Genomic DNA, 20,923 nt, shown 5'->3' with positions numbered 1-20,923 from the left:
GGCTTGCTCGGGATGTCCGGCACGGGCCCCGCTGGCAAGTTTTGCCAGCGGTTATGACAAAGTAGGTCCCCCTTGCCAAGCAAGCGGGATGGTATGCCAGCGTTGCAGCGCTACTCTCTTACGGGCACCCAAATCTCGAAGCCGCCGTTGCCGGTCACGGGATCGAACTTCTCATCGTACCGCTCGAAGTTCGGCGCGTCCGCGGCCTTCAGGCCCGAGGCCGGCAGCCACTGATTCCAGATCGTGTTGACGGTGCGGCGGATCGAGGCGACGTGGTCGGTGTGGGTGAACACTGCATAGCGCTGCTCGGGGATGCGGATGCGGCCGAGCCCGCGCGGCAGATCGGAGAAGTCGGCGACCTCGACGCCGGCGATGTAATCGAAATTGCCGGCATCGTCGCCGTTGCAGCACACGCCGTAGGCGACGCTCCCGACGCGCGCGGGAATGCCGGCGACCTCCTGATGGAAACGCTGCCACAGCCCAGGAATGATGGCGCCGTTGTCGCAGGTGATGCGCTCGGCGAGGCCGGCGACGAGGAAGGCCTTTGCAGTTTCGAAACGCGGGGCTTTGAGATCGTCGAGCATAGTGGACTCCATGAGGATCGGCTCCTGAAGTGTGAGATGGTTGACGCATGTCGCGGCCCGCACCGCTTCGGGCGTGGTGCCGAACTGGTCGCGGAACGCGCGGGTGAATGCTTCGTGCGAGCCGTAATCCGCCTCCAGCGCCAGCGACAGAATATTCGGCGCGCCTTTGGCAAGGTTGCGCGCCGCCTCACTCAGCCGCCGTGCGCGCACGTAACGCATCACCGGCAGGCCGACTGCTGCGGCAAACGCACGCACCATGTGGAACCGCGACACGCCCCCGATCGCAGCAATCTCGTCGAGCGTCATCGGCTCGGCCAGATGGCTCTCGATGTACCAGAGCGCGCGCTGGGCTGGGTTCATGGGTTACGACTCTCGTTCGAAGCGGGACGATGATGCGTGTGCTTTCTGCGCTCCGCTTGATCAGGATTGCTCGCGTGCTCCGGATGCAGTGCAACGCGCCGCGCTTCGCGGCGGGGTGCGCTGCTAAGCCGGGGCCCATATTGCCGCGATCTCGTGGTCCCTGGGTCCCGGCTCTGCGTCGCGTCATTTCATGCCGCGCCGCGTCCGGGACACGACATTCCGGTTCCTCATCAAATTAATCACGGCAATGTGCGCCGATTGAGCGCGCCTCCCCGAAGCTACCACACTCGTACCGCATTCTCGCGTTGAGCTTGGTTGTTCCCTCGGACGGGGAGCAGTGAACCGCGCGCGGAAGAAGTGGGCGCTCTTTCCGCGGCTTTGATTAGGGGAGATTTTTGGAATGGCAACGCGCGATAGACGTCTGGCGGAATTCGACGGTGCCGGCGAGCCGCCAGCTGGCCTGCCGGTCGAGGTGCTGTGCGAGGATCACAGCGGAACGTATCAACTGCCGTTCGCCTGCCGCTATGTCGAGGGCCGCTGGCAGAACGACGCAGCTGGCGTCCCGGTGGAAGCCACCGTCATCGGCTGGCGCGTGCCGCGCTTAAAGCATTCCGGCGTGGCCTGACAGCACTCGTCTGTCTCAAAATGCAACGGGGCCGCGCTCAGCCTTAACGAACGGAACGCGGCCCGAACGAATCACGTCCGAATCAGCCGTTTGGCGCTGTACGCGGCTGTTCACGGCTAGATGTCGACAAGGCCCCGCTATGGCGCACAATATCTGCGCGACGTGACCGCTGCCCCTCGCCAATTGCCGGCGCCAAAAGTTAATATTGACAAGGACATAGGGGGCGGCTGGGGCGCAGTCCGTCGCCGCCCCGGAAACAGGCAGAGCGGTGCAGCGTCTGCCTAATATTCGACCTCGAGCTCCTCGATCTCGGCCGGCTCTTCCTTCGCGGCCGCGATCCATTCCTTCATCTCGGGCATCGCCATGATGGTGTCGGCATAGGCCTTGAGCCGCGGCTCGAGCTTGACGTCATAGGTGACGAAGCGCGTCACCACGGGGGCGTACATCGCATCCGCCACGGTGCGGGTCTCGCCGAACAGGAATGGGCCGCCGGATTTCGCCAGGCAGTCGCGCCAGATGAACCAGACCCGGTCGATGTCGGCCTGCGCGCGCGACCAGATCTTGAAGCCGGGAAAATGCCCCTTCAGGTTCACCGGCAGCGAGGCGCGCAGCGTGGTGAAGCCGGAATGGATTTCGCCGCAGATCGAGCGGCAATGCGCGCGCTGGACGCGATCGGCGGGCAACAGCCCGGCGTCCGGCATCGCCTCGTTGAGATATTCGGCAATCGCCAGCGTATCCCAGACGGTGGCGCCGTCGTGGCGCAGGCAGGGCACCAGGATCGAGGACGACAGCAGCAGGATTTCGGCGCGCGCCGATGCATCGTCCGGCGCGGTGACGATCTCCTCGAAATCGAGCCCGGAAAACCTCGTCAGCAGCCAGCCACGCAGCGACCAGGACGAGTAATTCTTGCTGCTGATGGTCAGTGTCGCCTTCGCCATAGGGCTCTTCCCTCATGCCTTTGACTTGCTGTGACTTGCACGCCGCCCGGCCTGGGCGTGCCCGTCACCTGTGCTTCCTGGAGAATGAGCAGCAAGCGACGTGCCAATCTTGAGGGCGGCCCAACGCGCTTTTGGCTCCGATATTGCATAGCACCATCGGACAGGTGGGCGCTTCAGTATGATGTCGATGTATTATCAGGCTTTTCAGAACCAGATGGACCTGACGGCGCCGTGGCGGGCGGGCGCCTCGTCCGCGCTCAAATATCTCAATCTGGTGCCGCAGGGTCTATCCGACCAGGTCGTCGGCCGGCTGTCGGCGGCGCTGGAGCTGATCTCGCGCTCGACCCTGACCTATCACCGCCCAGCCTATGGCATCGACAGCGTCATGGTCGGCAACCGCGAGGTCGCCGTAACCGAGGAAATCGCCTACGCCACCCCGTTCGGCTCGCTTCTGCATTTCAAGAAAGAAGGCGTGGGCGAACAGCCGCGCATGCTGCTGGTGGCGCCGATGTCCGGCCATTTCGCCACGCTGCTGCGCGGCACGGTGAAGACGCTGCTGCAGGACCACGACGTCTACATCACCGACTGGCACAATCCGCGCGACATTCCGCGCAGCGAGGGCCGCTTTGGGCTCGACGACTATACCGAGCATCTGGTCGACTTCCTCGGGCAATTGGGCCCGCGCCCGCATATGGTGGCGATCTGCCAGCCCTCGGTCTCGGCGCTCGCGGCCGCCGCGATCATGTGCGAGGGCAACCATCCCTCGCGGCCGGCGACGCTGACGCTGATGGCGGGACCGATCGACACGCGGATCCAGCCGACCAAGGTCAACGACTTCGCCAAGAGCAAGCCGATCGAATGGTTCGAGCAAAACCTGATCAACTACGTGCCGGTGCAGTGCCGCGGCGCGCTCCGGAAAGTCTATCCCGGCTTCGTGCAGCTCACCGCCTTCGTCTCGATGAACCTCGAGCGCCACATCAAGCAGCACGTGGATCTCGCCAACCACATCGCCAAGGGCGAGAAGGAGAAGGCGGCGAGCATCAAGACCTTCTATGACGAATACTTTGCGGTGATGGACCTGCCGGCCGAGTTCTACATCGAGACGGTGCGCGACGTATTCCAGGAACATCTGCTGCCGCTGGGCAAGCTGATGCATCGCGGCCGTCCCGTGGACACCAGGGCCGTCGGCCGGATGGGGCTGATGACCGTCGAGGGCGAGAAGGACGACATCTGCTCGATCGGCCAGACGCTCGCCGCCCAGGATCTCTGCACCGGCGTCCGCGCCTATCGCCGCGTCCATCACATGCAGGCCGGCGTCGGCCATTACGGCGTGTTCTCCGGCAAGCGCTGGAATAACGAGATCTATCCACTGCTGCGGGACTTCGTGCACGTGAATTCGTGAGGCTGCATTCCCTCGCCCTCGCGTCGCGCTGCGAACCCAATAGGCAATTGGCCGTCGAGCTTCGAAGATGCGGGCGGAACGATCGAGATGCCTCTCTTGCCAGGGCCAGCTGGAGAAACGGCACGTAGCTAAGGCTCCCTCTCGAGCAGTTCCCTCGCTTCAATAACTTCTGGAAGATCTCGCTCCGCATCGAATCCAGCGAGCACGGGAGCCAGCGCCACGGACACTGCGCCCACCCGGCCATTCTTCTTGTGCAGGCGCGCAAGTCCAAGGGCGCTGCGCAGCTCAAAAGTCCTCGCCTGTTGGTGTCGAGCGATCTCCAGCGCGCGATTGAGGGCATTTTCAGCCATGGAATCGGCCGCAGAGTCGTGACGCAACAAGAGCTCCCCCTGGACACGATGCAGCTCGGCATCAAGCCAATGCTGGCCGGATTGCCCTGCGGATGTGATCAATTCGCTCAAGATTTCCAGCCCGTTTTCGAGTTGGCCGGACTCCGCGTTCGCCATCGCGACATGCATCCCCCAAAACGGTTCACAGAGATAGCAGTCATTCTCGTGCAGCAAGGCCCAGCCGCGACGCATGTCCGTCAGTCCGGCCGTTCGATCGCCGGCGCGCCACTTGGCCAGGCCATGCAGGTAGGTGCCGGCGGCCACATACAGCGGCATCGTATGGTCGCGAGCGAGACCGAGCGCCAGGATCGTCTCTGTTTGCTGCAACATGCCCCCGCATAGTCCGTCGAACACGGCTCGATGGACAAGCGCATTGGCCTGGGAAAGCGCCCGCTTTTCGCCCGAAGCGCTCACCCCTTCAGCGGCGAGGCGGCGTGCGCGAGCGATTTCGCCAAGCGGCCAAAGCACCAGGGCAAGAAACCTCATGATCACGAACGGGAGATCCAGCGCCGAGGCCCTGAACGTCGCGGGATCCGGCTCGGCACCATAGATATCGAGTGCCTGCTCAAGATGCGCTCTCGCGTTCAAGTAGTCACCCCCGAACCAGCAGGTGACTCCACCCGTCCAATGCGCGACGACGGCGGCCACTGGCGAGTGCGGTCGTCGGTCAGCGGCGCTCATGATGGAATCCGCCAACTCCCGCATCGGAGCGAACTCGCCGTGTGTCAGGCAGGCATTGAAGAGGCCCGAATGGACTGGCGCAAGTTCAACCGGATCGTTGATGTCGGCTGCGATCCGTCGGGCGCGCGTCCATGCGGCCACCGTTTCCGGGGCGCTGTGCCCGAGACTGCCTCGTAATGCGCGGCCATATGCGATTTGAAGATGCAGCCTGCTCATCAACCGGCCAGGCTCATCGGGCAATTCATCGGCGGTGGCAATCGCCTTGCCAAAATGTGCAATCGCTTCGGAATAGGCCGAACGTTTCAACGCCTGCTGGCCCGCCTTGCGCCACCACTCGATGGCGGTTTCGCTCAGCCCGGCTTCCGTGAAGTGGTGTGCTATAATTTCAGGTTCAGTGTCGGCGACGATCGGAAACTTCTCACGCAGGACATCGCCGATACGCGCGTGAAGCACCTGCCGTTTGCTCTTAAGCAGGCTCTCGTAAGCCGCTTCCTGAACGAGAGCGTGCTTGAAACTATAGTCTGCTTCGGGAGGAGCCCCGCGACGCACCAGCAGTCCGGCCTCTCCGAGTTGCTCTAGCGCAGCGCTGAGCGTCAAATCATCGCGTCCCGCCACATATCTCAGCAGCGGGTATGAGAACTCGCGACCGATAGCGGCGCCTATCTGCGCCACCTCCTTGACTGGAGCCAGCCGGTCGAGCCGCGCCATCAGAGAATCCTGCAGCGTCGCCGGAATAGCGAGCGGCGGGAGCGGACGACCGAGGCGATAGCGCCCGGCATCTTCGACGAGCAGTCCGGACTCCAGCACCATCTTTGTCAGTTCCTCGACGAATAGCGGGATGCCATCCGTCCTGTCGATGATCTGCTTCATCATTTCGCGTGGCAGATGGCGACCAACGGTCACCTCCTCGACCAGCGCGCGCGTGTCCCGCCGATCGAGCCGGTCGAGCCGCACCAAGCTGACGTTGGCAAGGCCCGACCAGGAAGGCTCGAACTCCGGCCGGGCCGTCATGAGCACGAGTATCGGGAGTCCCCTGATCCGGTCGACCCCGAGATCGAACAGTTCAAGCGTCGTGGCATCGGCCCAATGCATATCCTCGCAGACAACCAGCAGGGGTTGCTCTCGCGCCAGCCCCTCAAGCTGATCGAGAAGGACGGCAAATGTCTGTCGTCGCTGCTGCGCTGGACTCAACCCGAGCGGTGGACAATGGTCGCTGGTTGGAATCGAAAGGAGAGCCGCAATGAGGGGTGTAGCTGGGGCGACCTGCTGTGTTCCAAGCGCCAGCATTGTCTCAAGCTTGTCGAGCTTTTGCCTGGGCGTGTCGTGCGAGCAGATGCCGGCGGCACGCTCGATCTGCGCGACAAAGGGATGAAGCGCGCTGTTGGTGTGGTAGGGCGAACACTGATACCGCACCCGGCGGTGCGCCCCCAAGGCGGGACTTTCGGACAGCGTTGCGACAATGCGCGACTTGCCGATGCCCGCTTCGCCAGAAATCAACACCATCTGGCCTTGCCCCTGCCATGCGAGCCGCTGGCGCGAGAGCGTGAATTCAATCTCCTCCTTGCGGCCGACAAAGCCGATCGAGCGGGCCGCACGGACCGCCTCGAACCGGCTCTCCGATGCGCCCGCCCCCTCGACCGCCCAGACCGCGATGGGTTCGGATATCCCCTTGACCTCGCGGCGGCCGAGATTGCGAAAAGTGAAGAGGTCGCCAAGCAGTCGTCGCGTCGACGACGCAACGACGACCGCCCCCGGTTCCGCCAGGCTCTGGAGCCGGGCAGCGAGGTTTGGTGTATCGCCGACCGTTGCGTGCTCTTCTGACGCATCGCCGCTGATGAGGTCGCCGACCACCACAAGCCCGGTCGCGATTGCGATCCGCAGTTCAACCCGCTCGTCGGCGCCTGTTTTGAGCCGACTAATCGCTGAGATGGCGTCCAGGCCCGCTCGCACTGCGCGCTCCGCATCATCCTCGTGGGCGCGGGGATAGCCGAAATAGACGAGTATTCCGTCACCGACGAACCTGACTATCTTGCCGTCATAGGCAGCAATGACGCTCGCGCAGGCGGCGCGGTAGGCCCGGATCACCTCCCACATATCCTCGGGATCGAGACGCGCCGAGAGTGCAGTCGAGCCGACCAGATCGCAAAACATAACGGTGAGGTGGCGCCGCTCGGCGTCCTGAGGAGGAGGAGCCGGCGATGCGATCAACGCGGCCGGATCGAGGTCAGCAATAGCACGCAGCATTTTACGGCGATGGCCGAGCAGGACTCCGAGCTTATCGAAGTCCTCGCTCATCAGTTCGGGAAGGACGTCCACGTCGATCCCATTTTGGGCAAAACGCTCCGCGTATTGTCCAAGTCCAAGGTTCTCGAGCCACTCCGCAATCTGCATTGGCTCCCACCGATCGTGTGGTTGGCGGTTTCGCAGAATTTTGGACCACGGCGCGGGGACGATATCCCAACGTGACCACGATGGCACGCCTTGTTTGTCGTGCGACAAATTAGGCTGCTCAGTGCCGATACCACTTCCATGGATAGTGCTCGATGCGAACGGTTGCACCACTAAAATCGCCGGCACGCAAACGTTTGACTACTGAGGTTGCGAAAGATCGCCAGCTCCTCGCTTTCAGACTGAAGCCGAAGCCAAACACTAGCATCCAAACAGATGTCTTCCGTGAGCACGTCATCATTCCTTGTCCATGGGGACTCCGCGGGTACGAGCCATCGTGCCCGCCGCAACTTGAAGCGAAGAGCCAACCACCCAAGAGCCGGCAACAAAGCCTATCAGGCCATTGGGCAGGTTTTGATCAAGGACAAGGATGCTGACGGAGAGAGTTGCTGCCATCGCAGCGCCGAACGTTCCTGCAGCGCTCATGATCTCTGCCACCTCGGAACCATTCCACTCTTCCGAGATGCTCGAAATCGACTTCCGCGCGACGCTGCCAGACAAATCAATTCCGACATAACAGCTAAGAGCTCCGTAGAGCATCATTAGCAGCACGATCCAGCCGCTTTCAAACAGTCCACCTCTCTGACGCAACAAGGTCGCACCCACATAGAGGCCACAAGATGCCCCGATGGCTGCGAGCCCAATTCTTTCAAGAAGATGGGCCGCTTTGATCAGGTCAGAACGAGCAATCCGAAGATTGCCGACGTATCCTGTTACGGATAATGCGCTGGAAACTGCGTTGCTTATCTTCATTGGGGAACTCCTCAGGTAATAAGCGACCTACCGGCCGCCCCTGAATAGAGAGCAGCCTCGTGGACGCGTTTTGCGATTCCCTTGATTCCAATTTCTGAAAAATCTGTGCTGAGTGATGGGGCTGACTTGCTCGTGAGCAAGACGAGGGCCAATCCAAAGCTGCGAGCACGCGGCTTCGCAGGCATTGCATCTCACCCGTGTCTGTCAGTTGGGTCCGGGTGCGGCAATTTCTTGCGGGCGTGATAGCTCGAAAAGGGAGTGATGGAATATGAGGCAGTTCACATACCGCAGTTCCTTGTCGTTCGATCTGGTCACAATTTCCGGAGGACAGGTCTGCATTGTCGCGATACTCGGGAGCGCAGGAGCGGAAGCTGAAAGGCGCGGTTAGTTCACAAGCTGTCCCGCGTTTCGCCGACGTCAGACCTATCCACGCTTGCCTGTTTCGCGCACGTCAACTCATGGGTTCGGCCGCGTCACCGAAAGCGCACCGCACCCTGCGCGCGTCAGGCCGACCACTCCTCGCCCCAGGCCTGGACGACGTGGCCCGGCGAGACTTCACGATATTGCCGGGCCGGCGGCTGGTAGTCGGCCGCGCGCACCGGACTTCTGATCTCGTCATTGGCGACGTCGCGCCTGGTGCCGCGGCGTGACGGATCTGGCACGGGAACGGCCGCCATCAGCTTCCTGGTGTAGGGATGCTGCGGGTTGCCGAACAGAGCAGCACGCGGGCCGATCTCGACGATCTCGCCGAGATACATCACCGCGACCCGATGGCTCATCCGCTCGACCACCGCGATGTCGTGGGAAATGAAGAGATAGGCCAGCCCCATGCTGGCCTGCAGGTCGAGCATCAGATTGACGACCTGCGCCTTGACCGAGACGTCGAGCGCGGAGACCGCCTCGTCCGCGACGATCAGTTTTGGCCCGAGCGCGAGTGCGCGCGCGATGCAGATGCGCTGGCGCTGGCCACCGGAGAATTCGTGCGGAAAACGCGCGGCCATGTCGGCGGTGAGACCGACGCGCTCGAGGAGGTCGGCGACCTTGTCGCGCGCCTGCGACGCTGTCGCGAGACCATTGGCCAGCAGCGGCGCAGCAATCGCCGTTCCCACCGACATCCGCGGATTGAGGCTCGCGAACGGATCCTGGAACACGATCTGCATGTGCTTGCGGAAATCGCGCAAGGTGCGGCCGTTCATGGCGAGCACGTTCTGGCCGTCGATCAGGACCGTGCCGGCGTCGGGCTCGGTCAGCTTGAGGATCGAGCGTCCCGTGGTCGACTTGCCGCAGCCGGATTCGCCGACCAGCGCCAGCGTCTCGCCGCCGCGCAAGGTGAAGGAGATGTTCTCGACCGCGTGCACACGGCCCGAGACCTTGCCGAACAGGCCCGAGCGGATCGAAAAGCGCGTGGTGAGATTTGACACCTCTAACAGCGGACGCTCGGCGCTCGACACCGTGTCGGGCGTCTCCGCCGGCTCGTCCGAGGTGCCCGTCACCTTGTCGACGATCGGAAAGCGCATCGGCCGCGTCCGGCCGTCCATCGAGCCGAGCCGCGGCACGGCCGCGAGCAGCGCGCGCGTATAGGGATGCGAGGGTGCAGCGAAGATGCGCGACGTCGCGCCGGTTTCCACCGCCTGCCCGCCATACATCACCACGGTGCGATCCGCGATCTCCGCGACCACGCCCATGTCGTGGGTGATGAAGAGGATCGACATTCCCTCCTCCTGCTGAAGCTCCTTCAACAGTTGCAGGATCTGGGCCTGGATGGTGACGTCGAGCGCGGTTGTCGGCTCGTCCGCGATCAGGAGCTTCGGCTTGCAGGCCAGCGCCATCGCGATCATCACGCGCTGGCGCATGCCGCCGGAGAAACGATGCGGATGCTCGTGGAAGCGCGATTTTGCCCCTGGGATACGGACGCGGTCGAGCAGGCGGATGGTCTCGGCTTCCGCTGCCGCGCGCGACAGGCCGCGATGCTGGATCAACGCTTCCGCGATCTGGAAGCCGATGGTGAGCACCGGATTGAGGCTCGTCATCGGCTCCTGGAAGATCATCGCGACATCGTTGCCGCGGATGTCCTTCATGCTCGCTTCGGGTAGCGTCAGCAGATCGCGGCCGGAAAGCATGATACTGCCCTCGCTCTGGCCGCTCTCCTTGGGAATGAGCCGCATGATCGAGAGCGCGGTGACGCTCTTGCCCGAACCGGACTCGCCGACGATCGCGACGGTTTCGCGGGGCGCGATCTCGAAGGAGACGTTGCGAACGACCGGGATCCATTGCCGCTCGCGCATGAACGACGTGGTGAGGCCCGCAACCGACAGCACGGGCGCCGGAGCTTCGGCAACGACTTGGTCAGGTGCGTTTGCGCCGATGCTCATGCGAGGATCCTAGTAGCCGCGATCACGGTCGACACGCCCCGGCAGGGGCTCGCCGCGGCGGTGGCGCGCGATAGTGTCGAGCACGTAGTCGACCGCCGTTTCCGGCTTCGTCGTGCTGGCGATGTGCGGGGTCAGAAGAATGCGCGGATGGCCCCAGAACGGGTGGCCCGCAGGCAGCGGCTCGGGCTCGGCGACGTCGAGCATGGCGGCCGACAGCACGCCCCCATCCAGTGCCGCGATGAGGTCGGCCTCGACCAGATGCCCGCCGCGCCCGACATTGAGCAGCCGCGCGCCGCGGGGCAGACGCGCAAACAGATTTGCGTTCAGAATGCCGTGCGTCTCCGATGTCAGCGGCAGCAGGCAGACGAGAATGTCGGTCTGCCCCAGGAAATCCGGCAGGGTGTCCGCACCCGCATAACAGGTGACGCCCGCGATGCTGCGTGGCGAACGGTTCCAGCCGAGCAGCGGAAAGTCGAACGATTTGAGCCGCTCGAGCACGGCTTGGCCGAGCAGACCGAGTCCCATCACACCGACACGCCGTTCGCTCGTGTGCGTCACGGAGAGCTCGCGCCAGACCTGATCGCGCTGCTGGCCGATGAACTGCACGAGATCGCGATGCAGCGCGAGCACCGACATGCAGGCATATTCGACCATGCGCTCGGTGATACCGGGCTCCATCATGCGGACCAGCGGAACATGCGGCGGAAGTTTTGTGATGTCGAACTGATCGACGCCGGCGCCGACCGAGAACACCAGCTCGAGATTGGGGAACGCCGCCGCGATATCGTCCGGCGGCTGCCAAGCCACGAGATAGCGCACCGTTGCGGGATCACCGATGTCGGGCCACAGCCGGAACGGCATGTCAGGCGCGCGCTCGGCGAAGAACGTCGCCCACTCCGCGCCGCGCACCATGTTGGCCTTGTAGAGAACCGTCATGTCGCCCTCAGAACGGGCTGACCGGCGCGAGCCGCCGGCCGTCGATCATGCGCTTGTGGCTGTAGGCGGCAGGATCGACCAGCGGCGTCGCGCCGGTCACGATGTCGGCGGCAAGCTTGCCGGCCGCAGGGCCGATGCCGAAACCATGACCGGAGAAGCCGGTCGCGAGGAAGAAGCCGGGCAGCGCATCGACCGGCGAGATCACGGGGATCGTATCCGGCGTGCAGTCGATGGTCCCGCCCCAGGCCTCCGCGATCTCGATGTCCTTCAATTCCGGATTCGCCTTGATCAACGACGCCAGCGCGGCATTGACCAGCGACATGTCGGGCTCGGGATCGCGCACGCGCTCGGTCTCGAACGGCGACGGCTTGTCAAGGCTCCAGCTGGTGCCGCGCATGACCTGGTCGAAGAACGACTTGCCGAACGAGAGCTTCAGTCCGTTCTTGCGATGCAGATAGGTCGGCCAGAACGTGCGGGCGTAGCGGAACAGGTCGGGCGACAGCTCCACCGTGCCGCGGTTGCGCAGCGCCAGCGTGAAGCCGCCATCGAGGCGGCGGCGGATGCAATAGAGATCGGTACCGAGCGCGCCCGAGGTGATCTCCGGCGCTGGCGTGGTCCGGCACGCGGTGGCGTTGACGAGGCCGATCGGCAGCTCGATGCCATGACGACGGCAGAACAGCGACGACCATGCGCCGCCCGACAGCAGCACGGCTTGCGTACGGATGGTGCCCTTCTCGGTGACGACGGCGCTGACCCTTCCTCCTTGTGTCTCCAGCCCGCGCGCAGCGCAGCCCTGGTGAATGGTGACGCCATGTTTTCGCGCAGCCGTCGCCAGCGCCGGCACGGCCATCGACGGCTCGGCGCGGCCGTCGCTCGGCGTGTGCAGGCCGCCGACCCATTTGTCGGTATTGCCCGGCATGCGCTCGGCGACCTCGGCCGGCGTCAGCACGGTCGAGTGAACCTGCATCTCGCGCGCGACCGCCGCCCAGCGCTCCCAGCTCGCAAGCTCGTCCTTGCTCTTGGTCAGGAACAGCACGCCGGTGCGGCGGAAGCCGGCATCGACGCCGGCGTCGTTCTGCATGTCTTCCCACAGAAGCAACGCTTCGCGTGCGAGCGGAATCTCCTCACGGGCGCGGCCCTGCTGACGGCACCAGCCCCAGTTGCGGCTCGACTGCTCGCCGCCGACATGCCCTTTCTCGACCACCGCAACGGAAAGCCCCTTCTTCGCCAGATGATAGGCCGCGGAGACGCCGATGACGCCGCCGCCGATGACGACGACGTCCACCTGCGCCGGCAGGCGTTCGTCGCTGCTTATACGGTTGAGCGGCGGGGACATCGGACACTCCTGGAATTCAGTTCGATCGAAGCAGGTCGGCTCGTCATGGTATGTTCATCCGCGGATCGAGCGCATCGCGCAGGCCATCGCCAAGGAAGTTGAAGCTCGTCACCGCCAGCGTGATCGCGAGGCCCGGCGCAATCGCAAGCCAGGGCGCGCTGGTGAGATAGATCTGCGCGTTGTTGAGCATATTGCCCCAGCTCGCGGCCGGCGGCTGGATGCCATAGCCGAGATAGCTGACATAGGATTCGAGCAGGATCGCCTGGGCAACGTTCAGCGTTGCCGCAACCACGATCGGCGCAATCGCGTTGGGCACGAGCTCGCGGAACATGATCCGCAGGTTCGACGAACCGAACGCGAGAGCTGCGACCGCGAATTCGCGCTCCCGCAGTGAACGGACCTGCGCCTCGACGATGCGGGCAACGCTCATCCATGCGGTAGCAGCAATCAGCACGGTGGTGGCGACGGGGCCGGGCTCGGTGAGCGCGGCGAGTGCAAGCAGCAGGAAGATCGTCGGGAAGCACAGCACGGCATCGACGAGCCGCATCAGCACCGCGCCGACCACGCCGCCATAGAAGCCGGCGAAGGCGCCGACGACGATGCCGACCGCCATCGCCATCACCATCGCGACGATGCCGATCGAAAGCGACACCCGACCGCCCATCATCAGCCGCGCCAGCACGTCGCGGCCGAGTTCGTCGGTGCCAAGGATGTGCGCGCCCGAGAACGGCGGCGCGAACCGCTTCATGATGTCGATATAAGTGTCGTCGAAAGGCAGCAGATAAGGACCGAATGCCGAACCGAGCACGAGAACCAGAATGATCACAGCTCCGGCGAGCGCGAGCCGATGTCGGCGGAATCTCCGCCACGCCGCCTGGCCGGGCGCGGGCTGGTCCGTGGAAAGGGTCGCGATCGTCATCGCCTAGCCCACCCTGATGCGCGGATCGACGACGGCATAGAAGATGTCGGCCAGCAGCGAGCCGATCAGCACCATGATTGCCGAAAACATCAGAATGCCCATCACCACGGGATAGTCGCGATAGCCGATGGAATCGAGGAACAGCCGGCCCATGCCGGGCCAGGTGAAAACGGTCTCGGCGACCAGCGCGCCGCCGAGCAGCGTCGGAAATTGAAGACCGGCCACCGTGATCATCGGCAGCAGCGCGTTGCGCAAGGCATGCACGGTGAGGATCCGCCATTCCGGCATGCCCTTGGCGCGCGCAGTGCGGATGTAGTCCTGGTTGATGACCTCCAGCATGGAGGAGCGCATGAAGCGGCCCCACATCGCGGTCTCGACCAGCGCCAGCACCAAGGCCGGGGCGGTCAGATGATGCAGCAGGTCGAAGAAGGAGCCGTCGCCAACGGTCTCGCGGTTTCCGGCCGGCAGCCAGCCCAGCGTCACTGAAAAAACGTAGATGGTGATGAGGCCGAACCAGAAGGTCGGGATCGACAGAGCGATCATGGCGCCGACGGTGGCAAGCGAATCGAACAGCGAATATCGCCGGAGCGCGCCGAGTATGCCGATCCAGCAGCCGAGCAGCACCGCGATGATGGTCGCCGTCGTCATCAACTCCAGCGTGGCGCCGAGATGCGAGGAGATCACCGACAGCACCGTCTCGCCGTCGCGATACGACCTGCCCCAATCACCCCTGAGCATGCGGCCGAACCAGTCGAGATACTGGATCGGCAGCGGACGATCGAGCCCGAGCTGCCTGGTGACGCGGGCGAGATCCTCCTGCGTCATCTGCCCGGAGACGGCAAACTGCGACAGCGGGCCGCCAGGCGCAAGATGCAGAATCGCAAAGCCGATCGCCGAGACGATCACCAGCAGCATCATCGCCTGCGCCAGGCGATTGGCGACGTAACGGGCCATCTCAGGCGATCCCGCGGATCGAATGCATCAGGCCCAGTACCACTCGCGGATGTTCCAGCAGTTGATCGACATGTTGATGTTGGGGCGGAACCCTTGCAGCCCTTCCTTCACGCCTTCGGCGATGAAGCCCTGGAACAGCGGCAGGATGGCGAGGTCGTTGCGGACGAGCTTTTGCAGATCGCCATAGGTGATCTTGCGCTGGGCGAGATCGAACTGCCTGGCGCCTTCGGCAAGCAGCCGGTCGGCTTCCGCGCTCTGGTATTGATAGGTGTTGTAGCCGCGGCCGCCCTTGGCGAGAATGGCGCCGGAGCCGAAGCGCGGCGTCACGTCGGGGTCGCTGCCCAGCATGAAGTTCACCCCCACGATCACCGAGTTGAATTTCGACTGCTGCCAGAAATCACCCCAGATCACGGCCGCCGGCATGTTGTTGACGCGCATCGTCGCGCCGATCGCGCGCCAGTCCTGGATCAGGAGTTGCTGGGTCTGCTCGCGAACGGCATTGCCTGACGTGGTCGAATTGGTGAATTCGAGCTTCACGCCACCTTTTTCGCGCACGCCGCCGGAGCCGCGAGCCCATCCGGTGGCATCGAGCAGCGCGTTGGCCTTTGCGGGATCATATTTGTGCTGCGGCAGCCCCTGCTGGAACGACCAGGCCTGCTGCGGCACAAAGCTCTCGGTCTGCGTCGGCAGGCCGTAATTCAGCGCATCGATGATCGCCTGCTTGTTGATCGCAAGATACAGCGCTTCGCGCACAGTGCGGTCGGCGAGCGGCCCGAACTCCAGATTGGGCGCGATGTGCTCGACCGAGGACGTCGCGGAGACGAAGATCTTGCGGCCCTTCAGCGTCTTTGCCTCCTGCACGAAGTTCGGCAAGATGCCTTGCAGGCCGGTGTAGTCGACCTGACCGGTGCGGAACTGGGTGTAGAGGACGGTGAGATCAGGGATATATTTGAAGACCACGCGTTCGACGTAAGGTCCTTTGCCGTGATAGCCGGTGTAGGCATTCAACTGAATATGGTCGCCGGGCACGCGCTCGCCCCAGCGGAACGGTCCGGTCCCGACCGGCGCGTTGTGGAACGGCGAGGCATTCGGATCGGACACCTTCTCCAGGATGTGCTTGGGCACGATGAAGGTCAGCGATCCCAGGATCGACATGTAGGGCGAATAGGGAGCTTCCATTCGCCAGTGGATCTCGTCGGGCGCGACGATCTTGATATCCTTCACGAGGCTATGGCCGACGCGGCTGCGCGCACGAAAGTCGGGATTGTTGTTCAGCTCGAGCGAGAATTTCACGTCGTCCGCCGTGAACGGCGTGCCGTCGTGCCACTTCACGTCGCTGCGCAGCTTGATCTTCCAGGTCAGGCCGTCGGCCGACAGGCCGCCATTCTCGATGGTCGGGACTTCGCGCGCGAGGTCGGGGATGAACCTGCCATCGGGATCGATGAACCAGAGCGGCGAGAACACCTGCCACCAGACGCCCTGGTCGACCTCGATGCTGGGCATCAGCGGATGGAAGACGGTCGGCTCCTGCGACAGCGCCGCAATCACCTGCCCGCGCGGCTTGTCCGGCGGATTGCCCGAGCGCTCGGTCTGGGCGAAGGCGTTACCGGCAAGGCTCCATCCCGCCGCCGCGCCCGCGCCGAGCTGGAAGAACTGACGGCGATTCGGAATGCCGAGATGCAGTGCCCCAACGCCGAACTTGCCGGTGTCGTCTGCCATGACCACTCTCCGTTGTCGCACCCGGCACCGTCTCCCGCGCCCCCAGACCCCGGCAAAGGGACAGGAGTGGGCTTTAGTGCTTCTAAATTTTTCGATCAAAAGTTCATCATGACTAAATACAGCTGTCAATCGGATTGCTAGGATGCGCGACCTTTTCACACCGCCGGCCCATTCCGGCGGTGAGGTCATGCACGGGAGAGCGACATGGATGGTCGCGGCAACACGAACGGTCCGAAGGACGCGCCGACGACCGAAACCGACGATGCGGTCGACCAGCGGCTCGGCGAGACCGTGCGGCTGCTGCGCCAGCGCGCCGGCCTCTCGATCCAGGACGTCGCCACCAAGACCGGCCTCTCCAACGGCATGATCAGCCAGCTCGAACGGGCACGCGCGATGCCGTCGATCCGCACGCTGCGCCTGCTCAGCATCGCGCTCGACGTGCCCATCTCCTATTTCTTCGAGACCAGCGATCCCGCCGCCGACGTGCAGCGCTACATCGTGCGCAAGAACAACCGGCGCCTGCTGCGGCTCACCGCCAGCGGCGTCGTCAAGGAAGCGCTGACGCCGGAAGGCACGGGCCAGCTCGAGCTCTACGAGCTCACGCTCAATCCCGGCGCCTCGTCAGGCACCGACTTCCTGCAGCACACCGGCGAGAAGGCCGGGTACATCCTCTCTGGCAGCCTGCGCCTGTGGCTCGACAACGAGGCCCATGTGCTGGAAGCCGGCGACAGTTTTCGTTTTCCGAGCATCGTGCCGCACATGTTCGACAACCCAACCCAGCAGGCCGCGCGCGTGATCTGGGTCACAACGCTGCGCCAGACCGATTCGCCCGCAGGTTGACCCAAAGGAACGCCTCGCCCCGATACCGCCGGAAATTGCCCTCGACGCCGCCGCAGGGAGTCTGTAGCTCACATGGAGCCGGACTCATTTGACAAAGCGGACTTTGGGGGTTCGCGACTGACGTCGTTGGTGCGAAAGCATGAAACTCAGGGGGCTTCTGACACTCGCGATGGCCGCGCAGGTCGTCGTGACCGCCGCGGCTCTCCTCGTCTCGTATGCCGTGACCGGACCCGGGTTCGGCGTTGCGGAGATCATTGCCCTGCTCGCAAGCGGCGCCGTCGCGGTGCTGATCGCGCGGCTCTGCACGCGCATGATCGAGGCGGCCCAGCAGAAGCGCACTGCCGCACAACTGGCCGAGCAGGCGCAGTCGAGTGCCCAGATGACCCAGGCTGTCATCAAGACTGCGCTGGATGCTTTCGTCCAGACCGACGCGAACGGGATCATCCTGGAGTGGAGCCTTCAGGCGGAGGCGCTGACCGGATGGACGCGCAAGGAGGCGCTCGGCGCTGACGTCGTCAGCCTTCTCATCGCCGAGCCGCTCCGCGACGGTTTCAGGCAACGCATGATGCGCCTTCTGCCCGAGCTCTCGAATGCGCCGATCGGCATCCGGTTTGAGGCGACCCTGCTGCACCGGGAAGGCGACGAGATCTTGATCGAGGCGTCGAGCACCACGCTCCAGCTCGGCGGGCGCACCGTCATCAACAATTTCGTCAAGGACGTCACCCAGAAGCGCGCCGCCGAGGAGCAGCTGATCCAGGCGCAGAAGATGGAAGCGGTCGGCCAGCTCACCGGCGGCATCGCGCATGAATTCAACAACATGCTCACGGTGATCACGGGCACGATCGAGATCCTCGCCGAGGCCGTGAAGGATAACACGCCGCTCGCCACCATCACCAAGCTGATCAGCGAGGCCGCCGATCGCGGCGCGGCACTGACCTCGAGCCTGCTGTCCTTTGCGCGCAAGCAGGCGCTGCAGCCGGCCGATATCGACGTCAACGACCTGCTCGAAGAGCTCGCAAAGCTGCTGCTGGCGACCTTCGATAAGAAGATCGAGATCGTGAGGAGGCTCGACGGCACCATCTGGCTCGCCTTCGCCGACCGCGGACAGCTCTCTTCGGCGCTGCTCAACCTCGCGATCAACGCCCGCGACGCGATGCCTGACGGCGGCAGGCTGACGCTGACGACGCGCAATGTGGTCTTCGGCGTGCGCGAGGCCGTCGCGGTCGGTGCCGGCTATGCCGGCGACTACGTCGAGATCCAGATTGCCGACACCGGCATGGGCATTCCGCGGGCGATCCTCGAACGCATCTTCGATCCGTTCTTCTCGACCAAGGAGGTCGGCAAGGGCACGGGCCTCGGGCTCAGCATGGTGTTCGGCTTCGTCAAGCAGTCGGGCGGCGGCATCAAGGTCGAATCCGCCGAAGGCAGCGGCACGACATTCACGATCTACCTGCCGAAGGCCGAGACCAGTGCGCTTCGCCCGACCGGCTATGACGAGCGCAAGATCGTGGGCGGAACGGAAACCATCCTTTGCGTCGAGGACGACCGCGATGTCCGTCACTACGTCACGGTCCAGCTCGAAAGCCTCGGCTACAAGGTCATCCCCGCCGCCAACGCGAGCGACGCGCTCGCCATCGCGGCCCAGGGCACGCCCTTCGATCTGCTCTTCACCGATATCGTGATGGCCGGCGCCTTGAACGGACGGGAGCTCGCCGACGAGATGGTGGCCACGCGGCCCTCCTTACGGGTGCTGTTCACGTCGGGCTATGCGCACGACGCCCCGCATGGGCCGGGACACGCCACCAGGGGTGCGCCACTTCTGACAAAACCCTACCGCAAGGCCGAGCTCGCACGCATGCTGCGCCGCTCGCTCGACACCGCCGTCGATGCGGCAGGCGACCCGATCCCGACGCCCTATTCGGTGCAGGCCGAGGTCGAAGGGTTCTTGCGGAAAAATGCGTCCGACCGCGACGGCTAGGGCGGATGGACTCCGCTCCACACCTGGGCAACACTCCGATACGGCCGGAATTCCCAATGGAGGCGAGCCATGGCGTCACTTGAAAAAGGCATCACCGCGAACGGCACGGGTTTTGGCGGCAAGACCTGGAACATCCTGGGCCAGGTCTATTTCCCCAAGGCCGTCACTGAGTCCAGCTTCGCGTTCGAGACCAACAGCGAGCCCGGCCAGTTCGTGCCGGTGCACATCCATCCGACTCAGGACGAGTTCATCCTGGTGCAGGAAGGCACGCTCGACCTCAAGCTCGACGGCAAATGGGTGAAGGCCCATGCCGGCGACCTCGTGCGCCTGCCGCGCGGCATTCCGCACGGCTATTTCAACAAATCCGACAAGCCGGCCCGCGCGCTGTTCTGGGTCTCGCCGATGCAAAAGCTGGAGGCGCTGTTCAACCAGCTCCACAATCTGACTGACCCCGCCGAGGTCGTGCGTATCTCGGCCCAGCACGAGGTCGACTTCCTGCCGCCCGAGGCCAACGACTAGGCGGGCGGACCGGATTTCATCTCGCCAGCCCTCACATCTGATGCTTACGATCCCTTGACCGACGAATCGTTGGGGGAACCAGCCATGCGTGCACGACGTCATGCCATCGCAGCCATCGCGGGGCTCGGGCTGATCCTGGCGACGCTCACCGCGAGCCAGGCGCAATCGCTCCCGCCAACACAATCGGACGCGCAAGCCGCCTACGATCGCGCACTCGGCGATTTCAAATCGATCCTTAGCGAGCGTCGTCGCCAGATCGAGGCGAAGCAGCCGCTGCCCAACCTGCCCGGCCAGGCGCTTTATCTCGCGCGCGTCGCCGTGATCAGCGCGTACAAGGATCTCACCGACGCCGTACCGTCGCGGATCGGCAAACCGAACAAGTTCGAAATTCCCCCGGCTTATTTCGATGCCGCAATCGAGCCGCTGGTCGACGAATATGCTGATCTGTTCGAGATCATGGAGGCGCCGCCGCCGAGCGCACAGAATTCGGCGACGCCGTTCAAGGATGTCGTCGATCTCGCCGCAGCGATTGCGCGCGCCAAGGGGCTTGCGCCTGTTCTTGCCGACGCGGCGGGCCGCATCAGCCTCGGGCTGTTCTTTGCCGAGACCAACGGCAAGCAGAACGTCCGGAATGCGCGCTCGAACACCTATATGGGCAGCCTGCAGACCGGCCCGTCCGAGGACCGCAACGGCCAGCGCAAATGGGAGGCGATCAAGGGTGCGATCGCGGCGACCGATCCCGCGCTGAACGCGCGTGACGACAAGGAAGAGGCACGATCCCGCGGCACCGATCGCCGTTTCAATCACTGGACCAATGTGCGCGACGGCCTGATGAACGCGCATGCCGAGCTGTTCGCCGAGATCCCGGCGATCGTGAAGACGCTGCCCGATCCGATCGACCAGATGAAGCTGTTCGAGCTGATCCAGATCATCCCGACACCGACACGCTCGGCGCTCAAGTCGGGCGACCTGCTGAACTACCGGGTATCCGATCCCACCATCATGAAGCACCTGCGCAACAACAGCATCTTCGCCTTCGGCAAGGCCGACCGGGCGCGAAGCTCGGCCAGCTTCCGTGAGATTCTCGGCGCGATGTGGCTGTTCAAGCGGAAGTTCGAGAAGGCGATGGTGAAATACGCGGAGATCAAACCGCACTAGCCCTGTTGGACG

At 64.0% G+C, this 20,923-nt stretch carries 16 protein-coding genes; 6 read left to right on the top strand and 10 right to left on the bottom strand.

Translation table 11 applies throughout. The features are described from left to right. Positions 1 to 110: 110 nt before the first annotated feature. Complete coding sequence (locus ABIC09_RS07850) at positions 111 to 944, bottom strand: AraC family transcriptional regulator (protein WP_187435245.1); 834 nt, start codon at positions 942 to 944, stop codon at positions 111 to 113. 400 nt (positions 945 to 1,344) lie between these two features. Between ABIC09_RS07850 and ABIC09_RS07845 the strand changes: the two genes are divergently transcribed. Further along, entirely contained in the window at positions 1,345 to 1,569 is a 225-nt protein-coding gene (locus ABIC09_RS07845; protein ID WP_148754610.1) for a hypothetical protein, read from the top strand. A gap of 281 nt (positions 1,570 to 1,850) precedes the next feature. On the opposite strand, the gene ABIC09_RS07840 is transcribed toward ABIC09_RS07845, so the two are convergent. Beyond that, positions 1,851 to 2,507 (bottom strand): glutathione S-transferase family protein, encoded by a 657-nt coding sequence (locus tag ABIC09_RS07840; RefSeq protein WP_354108916.1) that lies wholly within the window; start codon positions 2,505 to 2,507, stop codon positions 1,851 to 1,853. 178 nt (positions 2,508 to 2,685) lie between these two features. On the opposite strand from ABIC09_RS07840, the gene ABIC09_RS07835 reads away from it, so the two are divergent. Beyond that, a complete protein-coding gene (locus ABIC09_RS07835) occupies positions 2,686 to 3,909 on the top strand; it encodes a polyhydroxyalkanoate depolymerase (RefSeq protein WP_354108915.1) in 1,224 nt (407 codons plus the stop codon). A 128-nt stretch (positions 3,910 to 4,037) separates the two neighbouring features. Here ABIC09_RS07835 and ABIC09_RS07830 read toward each other — a convergent pair whose 3' ends face one another. The 8 genes from ABIC09_RS07830 to ABIC09_RS07795 form a co-directional block, all read right to left on the bottom strand. Beyond that, positions 4,038 to 7,406, bottom strand: coding sequence for an adenylate/guanylate cyclase domain-containing protein (locus tag ABIC09_RS07830; RefSeq protein ID WP_354108935.1), 3,369 nt, complete (start codon positions 7,404 to 7,406; stop codon positions 4,038 to 4,040). A 258-nt stretch (positions 7,407 to 7,664) separates the two neighbouring features. Then, the gene (locus tag ABIC09_RS07825; protein WP_148754614.1) at positions 7,665 to 8,180 is read right to left on the bottom strand and encodes a hypothetical protein; all 516 of its coding nucleotides are present in this window, start codon (positions 8,178 to 8,180) and stop codon (positions 7,665 to 7,667) included. 503 nt (positions 8,181 to 8,683) lie between these two features. After that, entirely contained in the window at positions 8,684 to 10,552 is a 1,869-nt protein-coding gene (locus tag ABIC09_RS07820) for an ABC transporter ATP-binding protein (RefSeq protein WP_354108914.1), read from the bottom strand. A gap of 9 nt (positions 10,553 to 10,561) precedes the next feature. Beyond that, positions 10,562 to 11,488 carry a 2-hydroxyacid dehydrogenase gene (locus ABIC09_RS07815; protein ID WP_354108913.1) on the bottom strand — a complete coding sequence of 309 codons (927 nt, stop codon included), beginning with the start codon at positions 11,486 to 11,488 and terminating at the stop codon, positions 10,562 to 10,564. Between the two features lie 7 nt (positions 11,489 to 11,495). Further along, on the bottom strand, positions 11,496 to 12,824 hold the full coding sequence (locus ABIC09_RS07810) for an NAD(P)/FAD-dependent oxidoreductase (RefSeq protein ID WP_354108912.1): 1,329 nt from the start codon (positions 12,822 to 12,824) through the stop codon (positions 11,496 to 11,498). 43 nt (positions 12,825 to 12,867) lie between these two features. Next, positions 12,868 to 13,743 (bottom strand): ABC transporter permease, encoded by an 876-nt coding sequence (locus ABIC09_RS07805; protein ID WP_354108911.1) that lies wholly within the window; start codon positions 13,741 to 13,743, stop codon positions 12,868 to 12,870. Between the two features lie 3 nt (positions 13,744 to 13,746). Further along, positions 13,747 to 14,697, bottom strand: a complete 951-nt coding sequence (locus tag ABIC09_RS07800) for an ABC transporter permease (RefSeq protein ID WP_354108910.1) — start codon at positions 14,695 to 14,697, stop codon at positions 13,747 to 13,749. A gap of 27 nt (positions 14,698 to 14,724) precedes the next feature. Next, on the bottom strand, positions 14,725 to 16,416 hold the full coding sequence (locus tag ABIC09_RS07795; RefSeq protein ID WP_354108909.1) for a peptide ABC transporter substrate-binding protein: 1,692 nt from the start codon (positions 16,414 to 16,416) through the stop codon (positions 14,725 to 14,727). 204 nt (positions 16,417 to 16,620) lie between these two features. On the opposite strand from ABIC09_RS07795, the gene ABIC09_RS07790 reads away from it, so the two are divergent. The 4 genes from ABIC09_RS07790 (at position 16,621) to ABIC09_RS07775 (ending at position 20,911) form a co-directional block, all read left to right on the top strand. Further along, positions 16,621 to 17,256: a cupin domain-containing protein gene (locus ABIC09_RS07790; RefSeq protein ID WP_354108908.1), complete on the top strand. Its 636-nt coding sequence runs from the start codon at positions 16,621 to 16,623 to the stop codon at positions 17,254 to 17,256. Between the two features lie 139 nt (positions 17,257 to 17,395). After that, complete coding sequence (locus ABIC09_RS07785; RefSeq protein WP_354108907.1) at positions 17,396 to 19,234, top strand: ATP-binding protein; 1,839 nt, start codon at positions 17,396 to 17,398, stop codon at positions 19,232 to 19,234. Between the two features lie 69 nt (positions 19,235 to 19,303). Then, on the top strand, positions 19,304 to 19,753 hold the full coding sequence (locus ABIC09_RS07780) for a cupin domain-containing protein (protein ID WP_354035176.1): 450 nt from the start codon (positions 19,304 to 19,306) through the stop codon (positions 19,751 to 19,753). Between the two features lie 84 nt (positions 19,754 to 19,837). After that, positions 19,838 to 20,911: a hypothetical protein gene (locus ABIC09_RS07775; RefSeq protein ID WP_354108906.1), complete on the top strand. Its 1,074-nt coding sequence runs from the start codon at positions 19,838 to 19,840 to the stop codon at positions 20,909 to 20,911. Positions 20,912 to 20,923 lie beyond the last annotated feature (12 nt).

The sequence above is a fragment of the Bradyrhizobium sp. S3.12.5 genome (genome assembly GCF_040548225.1).
Lineage (GTDB): Bacteria > Pseudomonadota > Alphaproteobacteria > Rhizobiales > Xanthobacteraceae > Bradyrhizobium > Bradyrhizobium cytisi.
The sequence above is the reverse complement of the archived record's forward strand: the minus strand, read 5'-3'. Positions and strand labels throughout refer to the sequence as shown.

Excerpts from the sequence above, each read along its gene's own strand:
- ABIC09_RS07850 (WP_187435245.1), bottom strand. The coding sequence starts at position 944 with ATGAACCCAGCCCAGCGCGCGCTCTGGTACATCGAGAGCCATCTGGCC.
- ABIC09_RS07845 (WP_148754610.1), top strand. The coding sequence starts at position 1,345 with ATGGCAACGCGCGATAGACGTCTGGCGGAATTCGACGGTGCCGGCGAG.
- ABIC09_RS07840 (WP_354108916.1), bottom strand. The coding sequence starts at position 2,507 with ATGGCGAAGGCGACACTGACCATCAGCAGCAAGAATTACTCGTCCTGG.
- ABIC09_RS07835 (WP_354108915.1), top strand. The coding sequence starts at position 2,686 with ATGATGTCGATGTATTATCAGGCTTTTCAGAACCAGATGGACCTGACG.
- ABIC09_RS07825 (WP_148754614.1), bottom strand. The coding sequence starts at position 8,180 with ATGAAGATAAGCAACGCAGTTTCCAGCGCATTATCCGTAACAGGATAC.
- ABIC09_RS07820 (WP_354108914.1), bottom strand. The coding sequence starts at position 10,552 with ATGAGCATCGGCGCAAACGCACCTGACCAAGTCGTTGCCGAAGCTCCG.
- ABIC09_RS07815 (WP_354108913.1), bottom strand. The coding sequence starts at position 11,488 with ATGACGGTTCTCTACAAGGCCAACATGGTGCGCGGCGCGGAGTGGGCG.
- ABIC09_RS07810 (WP_354108912.1), bottom strand. The coding sequence starts at position 12,824 with ATGTCCCCGCCGCTCAACCGTATAAGCAGCGACGAACGCCTGCCGGCG.
- ABIC09_RS07805 (WP_354108911.1), bottom strand. The coding sequence starts at position 13,743 with ATGACGATCGCGACCCTTTCCACGGACCAGCCCGCGCCCGGCCAGGCG.
- ABIC09_RS07800 (WP_354108910.1), bottom strand. The coding sequence starts at position 14,697 with ATGGCCCGTTACGTCGCCAATCGCCTGGCGCAGGCGATGATGCTGCTG.
- ABIC09_RS07795 (WP_354108909.1), bottom strand. The coding sequence starts at position 16,416 with ATGGCAGACGACACCGGCAAGTTCGGCGTTGGGGCACTGCATCTCGGC.
- ABIC09_RS07790 (WP_354108908.1), top strand. The coding sequence starts at position 16,621 with ATGGATGGTCGCGGCAACACGAACGGTCCGAAGGACGCGCCGACGACC.
- ABIC09_RS07785 (WP_354108907.1), top strand. The coding sequence starts at position 17,396 with ATGAAACTCAGGGGGCTTCTGACACTCGCGATGGCCGCGCAGGTCGTC.
- ABIC09_RS07780 (WP_354035176.1), top strand. The coding sequence starts at position 19,304 with ATGGCGTCACTTGAAAAAGGCATCACCGCGAACGGCACGGGTTTTGGC.
- ABIC09_RS07775 (WP_354108906.1), top strand. The coding sequence starts at position 19,838 with ATGCGTGCACGACGTCATGCCATCGCAGCCATCGCGGGGCTCGGGCTG.